This window comes from Eubacterium sp., from assembly GCF_057858645.1.
Window position 1 is genome coordinate 1 of sequence record NZ_DBLZZO010000009.1, and the last position, 17,031, is coordinate 17,031.

A 17,031-nucleotide genomic window follows, 5' to 3' on the forward strand; every position below is an offset into this window, starting at 1 on the left:
TTTTTATTATTATACACCATTTAAAGCTCAATTTTCACCCCATTTAAGGTTTAAAAAATTTGGTGTCAATATGTTCGTGCAGTTACTTTTTCATTTAAAGTACAAATTTCAAAATTTAATTGCAATTTAAACTGTTAGCTTTTCCCTGCTACTATTTTCACAAACTAGTAATTATTTTTGCAAGGTACATATTTAATTACAAAATAAAAAATCTACATTTCTTTATCAGAAACGTAGATTTTTTCATTTTTTATCTTTTTAATCTGACAGCATCAAGCTCAATTCGTATTGGAATGAATCTAACATATTATTATGAATATTTATCGCTTCTGCTGTATCATAGTCGATAAGCTTGTCATTTTTAATTGCAACAATTCGGTTTTGTTTTCCCTGAGTTAAAATTTCAACAGCATAAGCACCCATTAATGAACCATACATTCTGTCCTTTGCTGTTGGATTGCCACCACGCTGTATGTAGCCTAACACAGATACTCTTGATTCTATGCCTGTTTTCTCGCAAATTATTTCTGCCAGTTTTGGTGCATCTGTAACGCCCTCTGCAACTACTACCAAGTAACTGTTTCTTCCCTCTGCGTGTCGCTGTTTTATTGCATCAGTAATTGTGTCATAATTACCATTCCATTTTTCAGGAAGTACGATAGCCTCTGCAGATGTTGCCATCCCTGCCCATAAAGCAATGTAACCTCTTTTTCTACCCATTACCTCAACAACACTACATCTTCCATGGGAAATTGAAGAATCTCTTATCTTATCAATTGCCTCTGTAGCAGTATTTGCAGCTGTATCAAAACCTAATGTGTATTCGCTACATGAAATGTCTCTGTCGATTGTTCCAGGGATGCACACAACATTGACACCCTGTTCTTTAAAATCAATTGCGCCTCTAAGAGTTCCATCCCCGCCGATTGCAACTAACGCATCTACATTGTTTGCTCTAAGATTTTCTGCTGCCTGTTCTCTATATTTTGTTTCAAGAAATCTTTCACTTCTACTTGTTAAAAGAAAAGTTCCGCCCTGACTATTAATATTTCTCACATCATCTAATGTAAGGTCTTTTGTCTCCCAATCAATTAACCCTTCATATCCTCTGTAAATTCCCACAACTTCTATATTATGATGAAATGCACTAAACACAACTGCCCTAACAGCTGAGTTCATTCCCGGTGCGTCTCCACCACTTGTTAAAACTGCAATTTTTTTAATATCTTTCATGTTTTTTCTCCTGTATCTTTTTGATTTTTAGGCTTGTTTTCATAAATCATTACATACAATTATTTTCTCCGATAATTATTCTAACAACGAGTATTTTTCATGTCAATAAATTAAAAGTATAAGCCAGATTATCCAGATTATTTATAAATTCTTAAATAATTCTATATCCGCCTCTAATACTTTCCCTGTTTCAGCTTCCAACCAATTTTTTCGAGATTTGTTTAATTCACTAATATATATTTTATCACTAAAAATAATTTCAAGACGATTAACTATGTCTTCGATATTATTTACAGCTAATGTTTCATCATCATATATGTATTTTTTTATGCATTCCTTTAACTTTTTCTTATTGATATTGCTTTTCAAAAAATATATATCAAATACATCCTTATATCGTGTACTTCTTGTCATAAATCTAACTAATGATTTTAATTTTTCAGTTATTATCTGTTCCCTTGAATTCATTAAAAGACTTGCTCCGTCTTCTTGAAAACAAATGTCAAAACAATAATCTTCTTGCTCTACATCTAAATCCTTATGAATCCCAATATCAATTTTCCCCTCTATTTGATATCCGTAAACATCTCTTATATCAACCAACACTCTTTTTCCCTTATAATCCTGATGTTTTAATTCTTTAATTGGCTTCTTTAATTCAATTACAACACCATCCACATTATTCAATTTTTGTATAAATGCATTTATAGAATCATTCGAAATGGAATATCTTATAAAATCTAAATCAATATCTTGAGTCGCTCTTCTCACACTCTTTGACAAATTTCTCATTACAACTCCACCTTTGATTGTGACATTTCTATTTAAGCTACTTTCAGATATTGCTTTTAAAATTATATCCTGACAAAGTCGTGCTTCTGCATTATTTTCACTATATCCTTCGTTTTTCATTTTCTCTATCTCTTTTTGTAAATTCACTACATTACCTCCAACTGTATAGCGTTCATTATAGATCTTTTATTTCTAAACTTGCCAGCATATGTTTCAATAGTATAAAAATCTAATTTATGAATAATATCTCTATAATTGCCTATTATCTCCTTATAAAAGTCAAATGGTAGCTTTTTTTTCATGCGAATCAAATCAACCAGCACTCTCTCTAAACTGTAAATATTTATTGTACTTCCTCTATATTGCATTGTTGATTTTCCCATATCGAAAATATCATCCTTAACAAATATCTGATGTATTTTTTCATTTTTTATTCTACTATCTGAGCGTCTTGTTGCTAAAACATATTCATCCGGAATAGTATCTGTCAAACCATAATAATAGTAAGCGCTTGCTCCTGCAAAAACTGCTCTGGGATACTTAACAGTAATGATTTCCAATTCCGAACAATTTTCTTCTTCAGAATAAACTCCTTTACTTTTTTGAAAAAGTTTTCCTTGCTCTAATTCTTTTTTTATCATGTAATCTGATCCATATTTCTTTATACAATCTTTATATGTTAATATCATTTTATCCCTCCATATTGTAGTAATTATCCACTCTATTTATTATAGTGTGTACTTTTACTTTAATTATATGTATATAAATGTATTTTGTAAAGTAAAAATACACACATTAGAATATTATGTGTATTTTTACTTTTGCATCTATTTTCCAAAAAGAAAGAAAAGCGTAAATTCTTTATACCTTTCCAAAATCAAACTATTTTAAAATTTTGAAATTGGTATAGAATTTACGCTTTCGCTTATTATTTTATTTAATTATAACTGTTGCCCTATGCAACTGCTTTTTCTGTATTCTTTTGGAATAATTTCTTAACACCCTGTACTGCAACGATTACACCAAGGATTAAAAGTAAAATTGCGAAGATTAACTGCAATGTGTTTCCAAGTGTTAATCCTGTTGAAAGGAATGCGCCACCTAATTTGTAAATTGTCATTCCAAGAGCTGTAAATGTTACTGCCATCATGAAGAACATAGGTACCCATAACATCCAACCCTGACGTTTTGTTTTCTTCAAGAATACTGCACATGCTACTAAAGCAAGAACTGATAATAACTGGTTTGCTGAACCAAATAATGGCCAAATTTCTGCGTAACCAACTTTTGCAAGTAAGAATGAAAGTACCAATGTAATGATTGTTGCAAAATATTTGTTTGTTACTACCTTCTGGAATGGTGTCATATTTTCTTCTGTTACTCCTTCATCTAAGAAGAATTCCTGGAATGAAAGACGACCAACTCTTGCTACTGAGTCAAGTGATGTTAAAGCAAATGCTGAAACTGCTAAGTTAATTAATGTAAATACTAAGCTATGTGGCAAACCAATAACTGATAAGAAGTTTGCGATTGCACCTGCAAAAATCTGAGGCTGTGTTGTTAACCCCTGTGCTGCTGCTTCGCCTTTTGCAAATGAAGCAACTGCGATTAATGCGATTACTGCAAGCATACTTTCCATAAGCATTGCACCAAATGATACTGGTAACATGTTCTTTTCATTTTTAATCTGCTTCGAAGCTGTACCTGATGAAACAAGTGAATGGAAACCTGATACAGCACCACATGCGATTGTTACAAATAAAATTGGGAACATATACTGTCCATCTACATTAAAGCTTGTAAATGCCTGTAAGTTACATGATGGATTTGAAACAAATACACCAATAACAGCACCTACAATCATAAATATTAACAAATAACTGTTTAAGTAATCTCTAGGCTGTAATAATGCCCAAACAGGAACTACGCTGGCAACAAAAATGTAAGCAAAAATTAAAATGTGCCATGTTTCTCTTGTTAAGTAAATTGGGAAGTTTAAGCCAATTACAACTGCTGCTACTAACATAACAATTGCTATTGCTGTGTTAATCCATTTATGTAATTTTCCATATTTTAAAATCATACCTAATGCAACAGCTTCAAAAATAAATAAAATTGATGTTGTTGCTACTGCACCGTTTGCTGCAACTTTCTTTACAGCTTCACCTGCTACTGTAGGTACTGTAAAGCCGTTAAATGTTCCAGCTACAACGTCTGCGAATGCTGCAACTACTAAAATACAGAATAACCAGCAGAATAATAAGAATAATTTCTTTCCTAATTTTCCAATATATTCTTCGATAATATAACCAATTGTACGACCTTTATTTTTTACTGATGCGTACATTGATGCAAAATCCTGAACAGCTCCAAAGAATACACCACCTATAAGTATCCATAATAAAACCGGTAACCATCCGAAAATTGCTGCCTGAATAGGACCGTTAATTGGGCCTGCACCTGCGATAGATGCAAACTGATGTCCAAATACTACGTTTGTATCAGCTGGCACATAGTCAACTCCATCTTCCATTTCATACGCTGGAGTTTTTGCGTTAGGATCAATTCCCCACTTTTTCTGAAGATAGCGACCGTAGAGAAGATATGCTCCTCCAAGAACTACGATTGCAATCACCATCATTAAGATTCCATTCATTTGTATTACCTCTCTTCTTTTTTATTATTTAGATTGCTTTGTGCAATCTAATATTTTTTATTACTTGGATTGCTACGTACTTCGTACTCCCGCAATCCAAATAACATACTTACATTATTTTTTATTACCTTGGATTGCTACGTACTTTGTACTCCCGCAATCCAAATAACATACTTACATTATTTTTTATTACCTTGGATTGCTACGTACTTCGTACTCCCGCAATCCAAATAACATACTTACATTATTTTTATTACCTTGGATTGCTACGTACTTCGTACTCCCGCAATCCAACCCACACATTCGCATATCGCCCGACTTCGTCGTGCTTTTATGCTCATTTGTGGGGCGTGTTGTCAATAGGTAAATGCACCTTTGTGCAAGCACAGGTGCATTTACCTATTGCAACACTGTAATAAAAAAATAAAAACGCCTTTGTTGTCCTAGGACAACAAAGGCGGATAAATCATTTCCGTGGTACCACTTTGTTTGAGATAACTATTGCTAATTATCACCACTTAATACTGTCTGTATAAACAGCTTCTTCTGTAACGTGAAGAACACGTCCCTGCCTACTAACTAAAAGCTTTAGGAGAGATGCTCCAGGGTGATGTTACAACAAGGCTTTTCTTCCGATTCTCAGCTACCTCGGTTCTCTGTAATCAAGCTACTCTTTGCAATGTATCCCTTTCAACGCAACTTGTTATTTGTTTGTCTTTTTATGTTTTATCACTTATTGTCGAATCTTGCAAGGTTAAATTTTGCACAGATTTTTTTGATATTTCTTAATATTTTTGTGACAATTTTTAAATAATGTCCCTTTATTTATCGTAGTAAATCCTTTTCCATTAAAAATTTCAGTTTCATTTTGCTTGTTTTATTTTCAAATTCAACTTCAATTGTATCCCCTGAAATCCTTTTAACTACACCTTTTCCCAAAGTTTTATGCTCTATTTTTCCTGTATTTTTTATTTCTTCATACTTATCCCAGTATTCTGACTCTGTAATAATTTTACTTGATGTTTTATAACATTTTTTTGAATTATTGTAGGCATAAGGTTTGGTTTTTCCTATATTATTCGTCCTTTTTCTTTCCGTTTTTGTAACTATTGGTGTGCTTTCGCCTTTACCAATTGGAGCTATTGGTGCTTTTGTCCCTAACAATTCACAAATAAAAGTATTACTGCCTTTTTTTGAAAAAATACAAAGATTATTTTTTGCCCTTGTTACGGCAACATAAAATAAACGTCTTTCTTCCTCATATATTTTTATTTCTTCATCTGTCGCTTTTTTCCCTGGTATATATTCAGGAAAAACACCATCTATCGCATCCATTATGTACACATTATCAAATTCCAGACCTTTGCTGGAATGCATTGTGGAGAAAATCAGATTACAGCTAGCGTCATTTTCTTTATTTCTTATAAGTTGTTCCAATTCCTTCAAACGAGCTACAAAATCAAATACTGACGTTTGATTCTGTGCTATTGTCTGCAATATTTCCAGCTTACCATCTTTTATATGATTTTTTTCAAGGTAATCTTTATAACCCATTGCATTTATAATTCTAAAAAGACCGCTGGCACCATTTTCGTTTGCGAGATTTTTCATGTGCAACTTAATCTCTTTTACGCTTTTCACCGTTCCTTTAGGTGTCTGTGGACACTGAAGAACTGCATCTAGTACGGAAATATTTTTTTCTTTGCTAATTACGCAAGCTTTTTCAGCAACGACTTTTCCCACGTAAGTATTTATTTTAAAATAAATCTGCATAAACATCTCTGTATTTGTCTGGTCTTTTGAAAAATTAATTATGTTTTCAATATCCATTACAACTTTGTTAGTAAAAAAAGTTAAATCTTTATTTTTGATTTTGTATGGTATGTTATTCTGCTCTAGCAAATCTATTACCGGCAAAATACTTTCATTATCCCTGTACAACACAGCTGTTTCATTTTCACAATCTGTTACTACTTTCTCTAAATATTTGTACTGCCCTTTTCTTGTTTTTATGTCGATTAATCTAATTTTATTATTGTTTGGTCTAAAAGCCTTCATTTTCTTTTTATGTCGCAGAGTATTTTTTTGAATAAACCTGTCTGCTGCCACAACAATTTCACCATTAGATCTAAAGTTTTCTTCCATTAAGAGAATCTTTCCGTTAGGATATGTTTTTTCAAATTCCAACAACGCTTCGGGATATGCAGCTCTGAAACCGTAAATACTTTGATCCTCATCTCCTACCATAAAGATGTTTTTGTATTTGCCACCAAGTATTCTAATGATTTTATGTTGAACTTTTGAAGTGTCCTGTGCTTCGTCAACAGAAATAAACTGATATTTTTCCTGAAAATATTCAAGAATTTCAGGTATTGATTTAAGAAGATTCAGGGCGTAAACCATTTGGTCATCATAGTCCATTAATGATTTTCTGCTTAACTCCCTGTTATACATTTCATAAATTTCTAATAATTTTATCTTCTCCTGATTTCCTAATTTCTCTATCTCTTTTTTTGATAACATCATGTTTTTTGCATAAGTAATCAGTGTTATAAGATTCTGAACATCACTTTCAAGAGGATAGCTATCCTGTATATGTTGATAGATTGCTGTTAAAAGCTTCACTTTAAAACCTTCATCTGGAATTAAATTATATGGCTTAATTCCCAGTCTTACTCCACAATAATGTATTATTTTGGCACATACACCGTTAATGGTCCTAAATTCAAGTCTTGATGCCATTTCTTCGCCAAAAATTCCAGCAAATCTTTTTCTCATTTCAATTGTAGCTGCCACTGTATATGTAAGTGTGAGAATTTTTTTCGGCATTATGTTTTTGCAATATATCATATAGCCCAATCTGTATACTAAAACAGTGGTTTTCCCACTTCCCGGCACAGCTAAAAGAAGGGTTGGCATCTCAATTGATGTAACCCCTTCAAGTTGTTGTTTTGTTAAATTTATTTGATACTTCCCGATAAATTCTTCTAATATCATATTTTCCTCTATTTATTATTAGTAAATATAAATGCCTAAAATATAATTTGGTTATCAATGCAGATTTCCTTATTTGCAATCACTTAATTGTCTATAGAAATTTTGTTATACGAACAGTCTTAATTGTCTATAGAAATTTGGTTATACAAACAAACTTAATTTCCATACCAATTGACTATACATCTGAATTTAATTATCCATATAACTTAAAATAATTTCTGCCGCTTTCTCGATTCCAATTGTGGCTGTGTCAATTGAAAGGTTGTAATCTCTTGCATCTCCCCACACTGCATCTGTACAATATTTGTGGAAAGATGCTCTTTTTTCGTCCACTTCCTTGATGTTTTTAAGTGCCTCTCTTCTGCTAACACTATCACGCTCTGCCACATAATCAACTCTCCAAGCCTCGTTTCCATGGAGAAAAACCTTCATAACTTCAGGATTATCTTTGTAAATAATGTTTGCACAGCGTCCAATTATAACTGCGTTTTTATCCTTGGTTACTTCTTTTATAAAATCAAGTGCCTTAGACATTGGCTTTTCGTTTCCAAAACTCATGGCTATTCCATACAAAAGACTGTTTACCGGTCTTTCATTAAAAAAGTCGCTAAACTCATCTTCCTTCCCAAGTTTTCTTGCTTCTTCTAATAATCTATTTTTATCAAAAAGTTCCAGACCTAATTTGTCAGCTAAAATCTGTGCCACTTCGTGACCGCCACTTCCACATTGTCTTGCTATTGTAATAATCATGTTTTACCTCCCAGAATTTGATTTTTGCATATAAATATTTTCATTTTTTTAACGTTATGTTTAGTATGTCCTGTTTTAATTTTCAAGATATTCATGCATATATTATTATTTTTTTAATATTAACATATAAATTATTGCGTAACTTTTGAGATATTCACGTATTTATTTTAATTTTAGAAATAGTCGTATGTTTACAGAAAATTAGCGAAAACTGATGCTCCTATCATTGTTAAAATTCCTGCTATTACTATGGACAAACTACTCATTGCCCCTTCTATTTCTCCCATTTCCATTGCCTTTGCTGTGCCGATGGCATGTGAGGCTGTCCCAATTCCAATTCCTTTTGCCACTGGATTAGTTATTCTGAAAATTTTACAAACCACATCTGCAAGCATGTTTCCAAGAACTCCTGTTATGATTATAACTGCCACTGTAATTGTTACATAGCCACCAAGTTCCTCTGAAACACCCATACCAATTGCTGTTGTAATTGACTTTGGAAGTAGTGTAACATACTCTTTATGGTTGAAACCAAACAATAACGCAAAAGCCAAAATACATCCCAGACTTGTTAATACCCCTGATAAAATACCAAGAAATATAGCCCAAATATTTTCTTTTAAAAGTCTAATCTGCTGATATAACGGTATAGCAAGGCATACTGTTGCCGGTGTTAATAAGTAGCCTAAATATTGGGCACTTTTATTATAACTCTCATAATCTACGTTAAATATCCCCAAACATATAATTACAAAAATAATAGAAATAAGTAGTGGGTTAAAAACGGCAAGCTTAAATTTTCTTTTTAGAAGCATACCTAATTCATAACCTAAAACACTTATAACTATCCCAATTGTTGTTGAATTAATTACTACCTGATCCATTTTTTTTGCTCCTTTTTTTAATTACAAACTGTGTAACTTTTCCAGCTACCACTATTACCAGAATTGTTGAGATAATGGTGATTACAATTAACGGAATTAACATGCCTTTTAACTGATTCCAGTAAACAACAATTCCCACACCGGAACCAATAAACATAATGGGCATGATTTCTATTAAAAATGAACCTGATTCTTTTACGCTGTCAACTTTTACAATTCCTGTTACAAGAAATAACATCATCAGACAAAGACCATATATACTTGATGGAATTGCCAATGGAATCAAATATTTTAAAACCTCTCCCAAACAGGTAACAAACATGATGATTCCAAACTGTCTCATGTACTTCATAATTTTGCTTGTCTCCTTTATTCTTTTATTTTATTATTAGCATATTTGTAGAAAATAAATTTTATGGTGAAACAGAAAAAGCCTGCATCATTGTAAAATTCTAAACTCTATTGGCAAATTGCAGATATTGCTCTGCAAAGCCACATACAATGATACAGACTTTTTTTAATTTTATCTAGTACTTAATGCAATTTGTAAATTTAATTTTTGCATTATCGAAAATAACATTACCTTTAAAATGCTCTAGCTGGGAACTTTTTTTTCAGTTTTTTACACCCTGCAAAAGCTTTTCTTCCCACTTTAATTTTTTTGTTCTTATAATACTTAACAGTCTTAAGATTGCTACATTTATAAAATGCCTTTGTGCCAATTTTTGTTAAATACTTTGATTTAATAGCAACGGTTTTTAGTTTTTTGTAACCCTTAAAGCCACTTGCATTAATTTCAGTAACTCTACATTTTTTGCCTTTAATATTTACAAATGAAGGTATAACAAGTTTCTTAATTTTCTTGTTTTTACCAGAAATTGCTACCTTTGTAATGCCCTTCTTTGTAGATTTTACTTTGTATTTAAACTTACCAACAGTATATGTTTTTCCTACTTTTATTGTCGGTTGTGCTTTTACCTTTAATGTTTTTAATGTTTTAAAGGTATTAGCATTTGTATAAAATTCTTCACCATCACTGTTAGTTACTTTTCCATACCAACTATATTCGCTATCCGCTTTCAAGCCTGAGTATGTACATGAAACTTTGCCTGTTTTCCCATTTACACTCTTAATTACGTCAGCTGTCTCCACAAAGCCATTAATTGAATTTGTTATCAGGCTTTGTTTTTTATCAACATAATTATAATTTAATTCTACAATATCCTGCTTATAAACAACTGTTCCCTGGTTGTAATTTTCCAACTTAGGATTGTCATAATAATTGAAATCCTTCTTATATGGAGAATATGAATTAACATAAATCTTGTTGTTTTTCAAATCAAAATATAACAGTTTAACGTATTCGGCTCCGCCCTGGTCGTTCGATTGATAGTCGGTACAAATTTCGTAAACAGTTCTTTCTTTTACGCCATCCTTGTCGTCATCAAATCCCATTACATTCATGCTGGCACCACTGTAATGTCCGTTTAACACTGCTATTACGTTAGGGTTCTTAGCAACAACATTAGTCTGAATCAACTTTCCTGCATAGTCTGTAATCGGTGTGTTTGCTTTTTCAGAACCTCTTGTGTAACGGTGAAGGGCAATGATTGCTTTTCTGTTAGGATATTTTTTCAACACCTTATTCATCCAGTTAATTTCATTTGTGTAAATATCCCAGCTCATATATAAAATAATAAAATCCTGTCCATTCTCAGTAATTAAATCATAATGACCTAAGTTATTCTTATATGAACCACCGTAATAATCTTTGTTTTTAAATCTGTCTGCACCAAAGTATTTTTGATAATTTGTGTAATTTTCCAAACCGGCGCCAACATCGTGATTTCCAGCCAAAACACCATATGGCATGCCTGCATCATCAAAAATCTTCATTGCAGTGTCGGCATTTTTCCACTGAGTCTCCATGTCATAATCATCGGTAATATCACCTGTATGTAGGACATACTTGATTTTCCAATCTTTCTTATTGTCCACAATCCACTGATTCATGTTTTTATAATGATATGGAAAACTTTCTGCATATATCTGTGTGTCTGTTTCCCATGCAAATGCAAAATCATAATTTTCAGGTTTTCCTGTTCCATCCCATGACGTCTGGTTAGCAACTTTTGTGACTTCACTTTGCTCTATTTCAGGATTGCCGTCTTTAGCAATTACCTGTACTGCAACTATTGCCTTACCGTCTTTTACATAGTCCTTGGCTACAAATTTACCTGTTATTTTTCCTGATTTTTCCTCGCCAATAGCTTTCCACTTGCCTGTATTTATATTTTGAACAAACATTGTAAGCTTATGGTCACTGTCAGTTCCTGTGGTTTTTCCACTCCAATTAACAACAACTTTCTCCTGAGCTTTAACACTTCCTGTGTTCACCTTAAAAATTTCATAGGGAGCTTTGCCATTGTTACCTGAAACAACCTGTCCTTTCACTATACCGTTGTTTGCCACATTTAAGGCTTTGCCCTTGTAAAAAGTTACATTAGTTTTTTTACTGCCCACATTCACTGATAATGTAGCAGTATTTTTTGTAATCTTTTCTGTTGTACTTGTAATTGCAGAGTTTTTAACATTAAAAGTTACTGTTTTTTCAGTGATATTACCTGCCACATCTTTTGCCACAACTGCCAGCTGATGTGAACCTTCTTTTAGGTCGTCAGGAGAAATCACCCCTGGAAGTTCCACGTCTTTTCCATCTAATGTTACTGCAACGCTGTCTATGCCATTTGCATCTTTTGCCACATCACCTTCAATGATTACAAGCTGTTTATTTAAAGTTGCTTTATCTTTTATGTCTATATTAATTGTAGGTTTTGTGTTATCAACTACGAAATCTACTTTTGTACTTTCCGGAATGCTGTTTGCTTCCTCCGACTGGTCATTGCTGTTTGCGATATTCGCTGTAGTTGTCTGCTGGCTACTATCCTGTGCATTCGCTGTAGTTGCCTGCTCGCTGCTTTCCTGTGCATTCGCTGTAGTTGTCTGCTGGCTGCTTTCCTGTGCATTCGCTGTAGTTGCCTGCTGGTTGCTTTCCTGTGCATTTACTGTAGTTGTTTGATTGTTGCTACTCTGATTCTCCTGGGCAACTATTGTGTACTTGCCGTCTTTTAGTTTAGTTGTATCAAGTAACCAGCCAACTGCGTCAACTTCTTTTTCAGGAATTGAAAATGAGACTGTCATTTTGCTTTCCATGCCCTTTGAGTCACCGATTGCATGAACTGCTGAAAGTTCAGTTCTTGTATTTATTTTTGAATTATCCGGTACAATCTTTGTTGGCAAATATACCGAACCATTTGGCAATTTCATCTGTAGTTGAGACACCTTGTAATCGTCCCTGTTTTCGCCAAAGACTTCCGGATACAATGTTTCTTCAAAAGAAGTTCCTGTGTTTCCTGCCCAAAGAGTAAGGTCAACATCGTAAGCCTTTGTCTGCTCATTATATTTAAAATATTTATTATCCACCCTGATTACTTTCGTCATTGTGGAATCTCGCCAAGGATTAAGCAAGGCCAAAATATCTTTTTGTCCATTACTTGTTGCTGTAACTGCATTTTTGTAGCCATTTGCTGTGTCTGCTGTCTGTACAATAAAATAGGCCCCATTTTCCAACATAGCTTTAGTGTTTTGTTCCTGATTATTTAATTTAACAGATATGTTGTTTTCTTTTCCGTCATTTACGGTAACAGTTTTGCTGCCTGAAATAACTTCTCCGTCATTAACATTTAGTCTTATTTTTCCTATATCATTTTTTAATCTGTTAATTTTTACAGTCTTTGCCGCCGACTTGCTAACGCCATAATATGTATAAGCTCTAACTTTAAAAGTAACCTGATCATGTCCAAACAAAATATCTGCCGGGATTTGCATAAAATAATGTCCCAGTCTTTTTTGAGTTTTTTCAGGAACCTTTGTCCACTTGATTGCATCATCCAACTTGTACCATATTTCAGTTCCAATTAAATATGGTCTTTTTTTAAGTCTTGCCCCACCACTTGGTGTGTTGTGTGGGTTGCTTTCGTCTACATAATCTTTAAAAGCCTTGACTCTGTTTGCTGAAGTTGCGCCCACCAGCAAATCCACGTCATACATAACCTGAAGAGTTTCTCCCTCATTAATTGCCTCTGGTATTGTGTAATTTTCATCAGGACAAATTTTGAGTGTTGGCTTCTTGCCATCATCAGCAGGATAATTTGCATTGCCATTTGCCAAGATTTCCTCGTCAATTTTGTTCCACGCATTTTTAATTTCTGCTGTTACTCCCGTAAAGCCTTCCGGTAAAACTTTTTCCACCGTTCCGGGACTTGCCTGAATTTGTATATCATTTTCCTTTGCCGGGATTTGATTTGGTGCGGTAGCTACCATTGCTACTGCCAAGGTTATTGATAAGATTCTTTTCGTTTTTAGTACCATAATAAACTTCCCCTTTTCTTTAAGTATTTTCACTACCTGTCTATTATAGCACTAAAAACAATACATTTTACTTTAAATTTTTATCTCTGGAAAATCGTTCAAAAAAAATCAAACGTAAAATTTTGCGTTTGATTTTACGTTTGATTTTTAGTCGTATTTTCAGTTTTCGTTTGGTTTTACGTTTGGTTTTCTGTCGTATTCTCAGTTTTTGTTTTGCGTTTGATTTTCGGTCGTATTCTCAGTTTTTGTTTTACGTTTGATTTTCAGTCGTATTTTCAGTTTTCATTTGGTTTTGTGTTTGGTTTTCGGTCGTATTTATAATTTTTTGTTCCATATTTACTTTCAGTTACTTTACTTTTTTCTGTTTTAATATTTCCAATTTATCGTTTTACTTTACATAATCTTATTTCTTTCGTTTACACTTTTCATTTTATTAAGTCTCTCTGTACTTAACAGCATTAGTAATGTAAAAATTAAAATATACACAGGGAATAACGCTATTGTTATGTGTTGCGAAATTATACCAAATAGTGGTGGCATAAAAGTTGTTCCCACATATGCAAATGCCATTTGTATTCCAATAACCGACTGCGAATTTTCTTTTCCAAAATTGAACGGCGTTGAATGTATAATTGATGGATAAATTGGTGCGCATCCAAGTCCTACAATTATTAATGCAATAAGGGGTATCGTATCTAATCCTGTAGGAATAAACATAAGTGCTAAGCCAACTACAATTACAACAATTCCCATTCGAATCATTTTTCTGTCACCTAGTCGGTCTGCTACAAATCCGCATAAAAATCTGCCTATAGTAATTCCTATGTATACAAATGAAGCGAACTTCGCCGCCGTCTCATTGCTTATTCCACGATTGATTACAAGATAACTTACACACCACAAAAATGTTGTCTGCTCATAAGGGTGGAAATTTGACTTATTTTCTTTTTCTTGCTTTACTACTTTCCCAGGATTTACACCCCTTTGCTTGTTTCTCTGCTCATAGGGGTGGAAATTTGACTTATTTTCTTTTTCTTGTTTTACTACTTTCCCAGAATTTCCACCCCTTTGCTTGTTTCTATGCTCATAAGGGTGGAATTTTGACTTATTTTCTTTTCTTGCTTTACTACTTTCCAGGATTTCCACCCCTTTGCTTGTTTCTATGCTCATAAGGGTGGAAATTTGACTTATTTTCTTTTTCTTGCTTTACTACTTTCCCAGAATTTCCACCCCTTTGCTTGTTTCTATGCTCATAAGGGTGGAAATTTGACTTATTTTCTTTTTCTTGCTTTACTACTTTCCAAGATTTCCACCCCTTTGCTTGTTTCTATGCTCATAAGGGTGGAATTTTGACTTATTTTCTTTTTCTTGCTTTACTGCTTTCCAGGATTTCCACCCCTTTGCTTGTTTCTCTTCTCATAAGGGTGGAATTTTGACTTATTTTCTTTTCTTGCTTTACTACTTTCCCAGAATTTCCACCCCTTTGCTTGTTTCTCTTCTCATAGGGGTGGATATTTGACTTATTTTCTTTTTCTTACTTTACTACTTTCCCAGGATTTCCACCCCTTTGCTTGCTTCTCTGCTCATAGGGGTGGAATTTTGACTTATTTTCTTTTTCTTGCTTTACTACTTTCCCAGGATTTCCACCCCTTTGCTTGTTTCTCTTCTCATAGGGGTGGAATTTTGACTTGTTTTCTTTTTCTTGCTTTACTACTTTCCCAGGATTTCCACCCCTTTGCTTGTTTCTCTTCTCATAGGGGTGGAATTTTGACTTATTTTCTTGTTCTTGCTTTACTTCTTTCCAGGATTCCCACCCCTTTGCTTGTTTCTCTGCTCATAGGGGTGGAATTTTACTAAAAAGGGCATCCCCTTCGGCTTCTTACTTGCCTTTTGGGATGCCCTTTTTCTATTTTCTAATTTTTCAATTTCTATAAATGTGTGGCAGTAGCCACAAACACGCCTTACTTCTTACAATAAGTGTGCTCTTAAATCTTCATCGCTTGCTTCGCAAAGGTATGCTGGTGCAATGTCTAATACTGTCTTGCAACCTTTCTGACCTTCGTCATAAAGACGTTTAACTGCTCTTGCGTATGCGATTAAAACGCTTGTTGTAAATTCTGGATTTGAATCCAACTTTAAGCTATATTCGATAATGTGATTATGTTCTTTGTTCATTCCTGTCTTTCCTGAACGGATTACAAAACCACCATGAGCCATACCGCTGTGGTTCTTTTCTAATTCTTCTTCAGAAATGAAATGAACTGTTGTATTGTAATCTGAGAAATAGTTTGGCATTTCTTTGATTTCTTTTTCTACAGCTGCTGCGTCAGCACCTTCTTCTAATACAACAAAACATTCTCTCTCATGTTTTTCTCTTGTTGTAAGGTCTGGATTTTCTCCTGATCTAACTCTTTCTAATGCACTTTCAATTGGGATTGTGTACTGTTTAGCATTCTTAACACCTTTGATTCTACGAATAGCATCTGAATGTCCCTGGCTTACGCCCTTACCCCAGAATGTGTAATCTTTTCCATCTGGAAGAATTGCATTTGCATATACTCTGTTAAGTGAGAACATTCCAGGATCCCAACCTACTGAAATAACTGCAACTTTTCCTGCTTCTTTTGCAGCCTTGTCAACTGCTGCGAAATGTTCAGGAATTCTTGCATGTGTATCAAAACTATCAATTACATTAAACATTGATGCGAACTGTGGTGTCTGAACAGGAAGATCTGTAGCACTACCTCCACATAAAATCATAACATCAATTTTTTCTTTCCAATCTTCTACGTCTTTAACGTTACATACAGGAACATTTTCTGTAAGGATTGTTACATCCTTAGGATCTCTTCTTGTAAAAACTGCAACTAATTCCATGTCAGTGGCTTCTTTTACAGCACACTCAACACCTCTTCCAAGGTTACCATAACCTAAAATACCAATTCTTGTTTTCATTTTCAGTCTCCTTCGTTTATATATTTACCTAATCTCCTAATAAGTACATGCCACATTTACCATACAAAATTACTATCCCAAAATAAACACAACGCGTTAAATATTATATCCTGAAGCTTATAATTCTATAGATATCAAACGCTTTCTTCAATGGATATTTATTTCTGCCTTGTAAATGTATTATACTCATTGCCGATGCTCTCAAACACCAACTCTAAAAGTATATCACAATTTATTCTATTTGTTTATTACAGATTTTAATCTTTACATTCCATTTACTTATTACAGATTTTAATCTTTACATTGTATTTGACTTTTCAAACTTTTAGCCTT

General features: G+C 33.6%; 11 protein-coding genes and 1 other annotated feature. All 11 genes read right to left on the reverse strand.

Annotated features, from left to right (window positions below):
- Nucleotides 1-258 precede the first annotated feature (258 nt).
- The 11 genes from ACZM4J_RS04355 to ACZM4J_RS04405 all read right to left on the reverse strand — a co-directional run bounded on the left by ACZM4J_RS04355 (nucleotide 259) and on the right by ACZM4J_RS04405 (nucleotide 16,698).
- A complete protein-coding gene (locus ACZM4J_RS04355) occupies nucleotides 259-1,233 on the reverse strand; it encodes an ATP-dependent 6-phosphofructokinase (RefSeq protein WP_022164575.1) in 975 nt (324 codons plus the stop codon).
- A 141-nt stretch (nucleotides 1,234-1,374) separates the two neighbouring features.
- The gene (locus tag ACZM4J_RS04360) at nucleotides 1,375-2,172 is read right to left on the reverse strand and encodes a nucleotidyl transferase AbiEii/AbiGii toxin family protein (RefSeq protein WP_412336329.1); all 798 of its coding nucleotides are present in this window, start codon (nucleotides 2,170-2,172) and stop codon (nucleotides 1,375-1,377) included.
- Nucleotides 2,172-2,714, reverse strand: coding sequence for a type IV toxin-antitoxin system AbiEi family antitoxin domain-containing protein (locus ACZM4J_RS04365; protein WP_022164576.1), 543 nt, complete (start codon nucleotides 2,712-2,714; stop codon nucleotides 2,172-2,174). The genes ACZM4J_RS04360 and ACZM4J_RS04365 overlap by 1 nt, the downstream gene beginning before the upstream one ends.
- Nucleotides 2,715-2,980: 266 nt before the next feature.
- On the reverse strand, nucleotides 2,981-4,681 hold the full coding sequence (locus ACZM4J_RS04370) for a carbon starvation CstA family protein (RefSeq protein WP_022164577.1): 1,701 nt from the start codon (nucleotides 4,679-4,681) through the stop codon (nucleotides 2,981-2,983).
- Nucleotides 4,682-5,131: 450 nt separating this feature from the next.
- Nucleotides 5,132-5,384 (reverse strand) — a binding site (T-box leader).
- A gap of 122 nt (nucleotides 5,385-5,506) precedes the next feature.
- Nucleotides 5,507-7,678, reverse strand: a complete 2,172-nt coding sequence (locus ACZM4J_RS04375) for an ATP-dependent helicase (protein WP_022164578.1) — start codon at nucleotides 7,676-7,678, stop codon at nucleotides 5,507-5,509.
- Between the two features lie 189 nt (nucleotides 7,679-7,867).
- Nucleotides 7,868-8,428 (reverse strand): cytidylate kinase-like family protein, encoded by a 561-nt coding sequence (locus tag ACZM4J_RS04380; RefSeq protein ID WP_022164579.1) that lies wholly within the window; start codon nucleotides 8,426-8,428, stop codon nucleotides 7,868-7,870.
- Between the two features lie 191 nt (nucleotides 8,429-8,619).
- Complete coding sequence (locus ACZM4J_RS04385; RefSeq protein ID WP_022164580.1) at nucleotides 8,620-9,312, reverse strand: LrgB family protein; 693 nt, start codon at nucleotides 9,310-9,312, stop codon at nucleotides 8,620-8,622.
- Nucleotides 9,293-9,664 carry a CidA/LrgA family protein gene (locus ACZM4J_RS04390; protein WP_022164581.1) on the reverse strand — a complete coding sequence of 124 codons (372 nt, stop codon included), beginning with the start codon at nucleotides 9,662-9,664 and terminating at the stop codon, nucleotides 9,293-9,295. The genes ACZM4J_RS04385 and ACZM4J_RS04390 overlap by 20 nt, the downstream gene beginning before the upstream one ends.
- A 233-nt stretch (nucleotides 9,665-9,897) precedes the next feature.
- Nucleotides 9,898-13,743, reverse strand: coding sequence for a leucine-rich repeat protein (locus ACZM4J_RS04395; protein WP_428245223.1), 3,846 nt, complete (start codon nucleotides 13,741-13,743; stop codon nucleotides 9,898-9,900).
- A gap of 393 nt (nucleotides 13,744-14,136) precedes the next feature.
- A complete protein-coding gene (locus ACZM4J_RS04400) occupies nucleotides 14,137-14,913 on the reverse strand; it encodes an MFS transporter (protein WP_428245222.1) in 777 nt (258 codons plus the stop codon).
- A gap of 798 nt (nucleotides 14,914-15,711) precedes the next feature.
- Nucleotides 15,712-16,698: a diaminopimelate dehydrogenase gene (locus ACZM4J_RS04405; protein WP_022165339.1), complete on the reverse strand. Its 987-nt coding sequence runs from the start codon at nucleotides 16,696-16,698 to the stop codon at nucleotides 15,712-15,714.
- Between the last annotated feature and the right edge of the window lie 333 nt (nucleotides 16,699-17,031).

Excerpts from the sequence above, each read along its gene's own strand:
- ACZM4J_RS04395 (WP_428245223.1), bottom strand. The coding sequence starts at position 13,743 with ATGGTACTAAAAACGAAAAGAATCTTATCAATAACCTTGGCAGTAGCA.
- ACZM4J_RS04400 (WP_428245222.1), bottom strand. The coding sequence starts at position 14,913 with ATGAGCATAGAAACAAGCAAAGGGGTGGAAATCCTGGAAAGTAGTAAA.
- ACZM4J_RS04390 (WP_022164581.1), bottom strand. The coding sequence starts at position 9,664 with ATGAAGTACATGAGACAGTTTGGAATCATCATGTTTGTTACCTGTTTG.
- ACZM4J_RS04370 (WP_022164577.1), bottom strand. The coding sequence starts at position 4,681 with ATGAATGGAATCTTAATGATGGTGATTGCAATCGTAGTTCTTGGAGGA.
- ACZM4J_RS04365 (WP_022164576.1), bottom strand. The coding sequence starts at position 2,714 with ATGATATTAACATATAAAGATTGTATAAAGAAATATGGATCAGATTAC.
- ACZM4J_RS04375 (WP_022164578.1), bottom strand. The coding sequence starts at position 7,678 with ATGATATTAGAAGAATTTATCGGGAAGTATCAAATAAATTTAACAAAA.
- ACZM4J_RS04385 (WP_022164580.1), bottom strand. The coding sequence starts at position 9,312 with ATGGATCAGGTAGTAATTAATTCAACAACAATTGGGATAGTTATAAGT.
- ACZM4J_RS04380 (WP_022164579.1), bottom strand. The coding sequence starts at position 8,428 with ATGATTATTACAATAGCAAGACAATGTGGAAGTGGCGGTCACGAAGTG.
- ACZM4J_RS04405 (WP_022165339.1), bottom strand. The coding sequence starts at position 16,698 with ATGAAAACAAGAATTGGTATTTTAGGTTATGGTAACCTTGGAAGAGGT.
- ACZM4J_RS04355 (WP_022164575.1), bottom strand. The coding sequence starts at position 1,233 with ATGAAAGATATTAAAAAAATTGCAGTTTTAACAAGTGGTGGAGACGCA.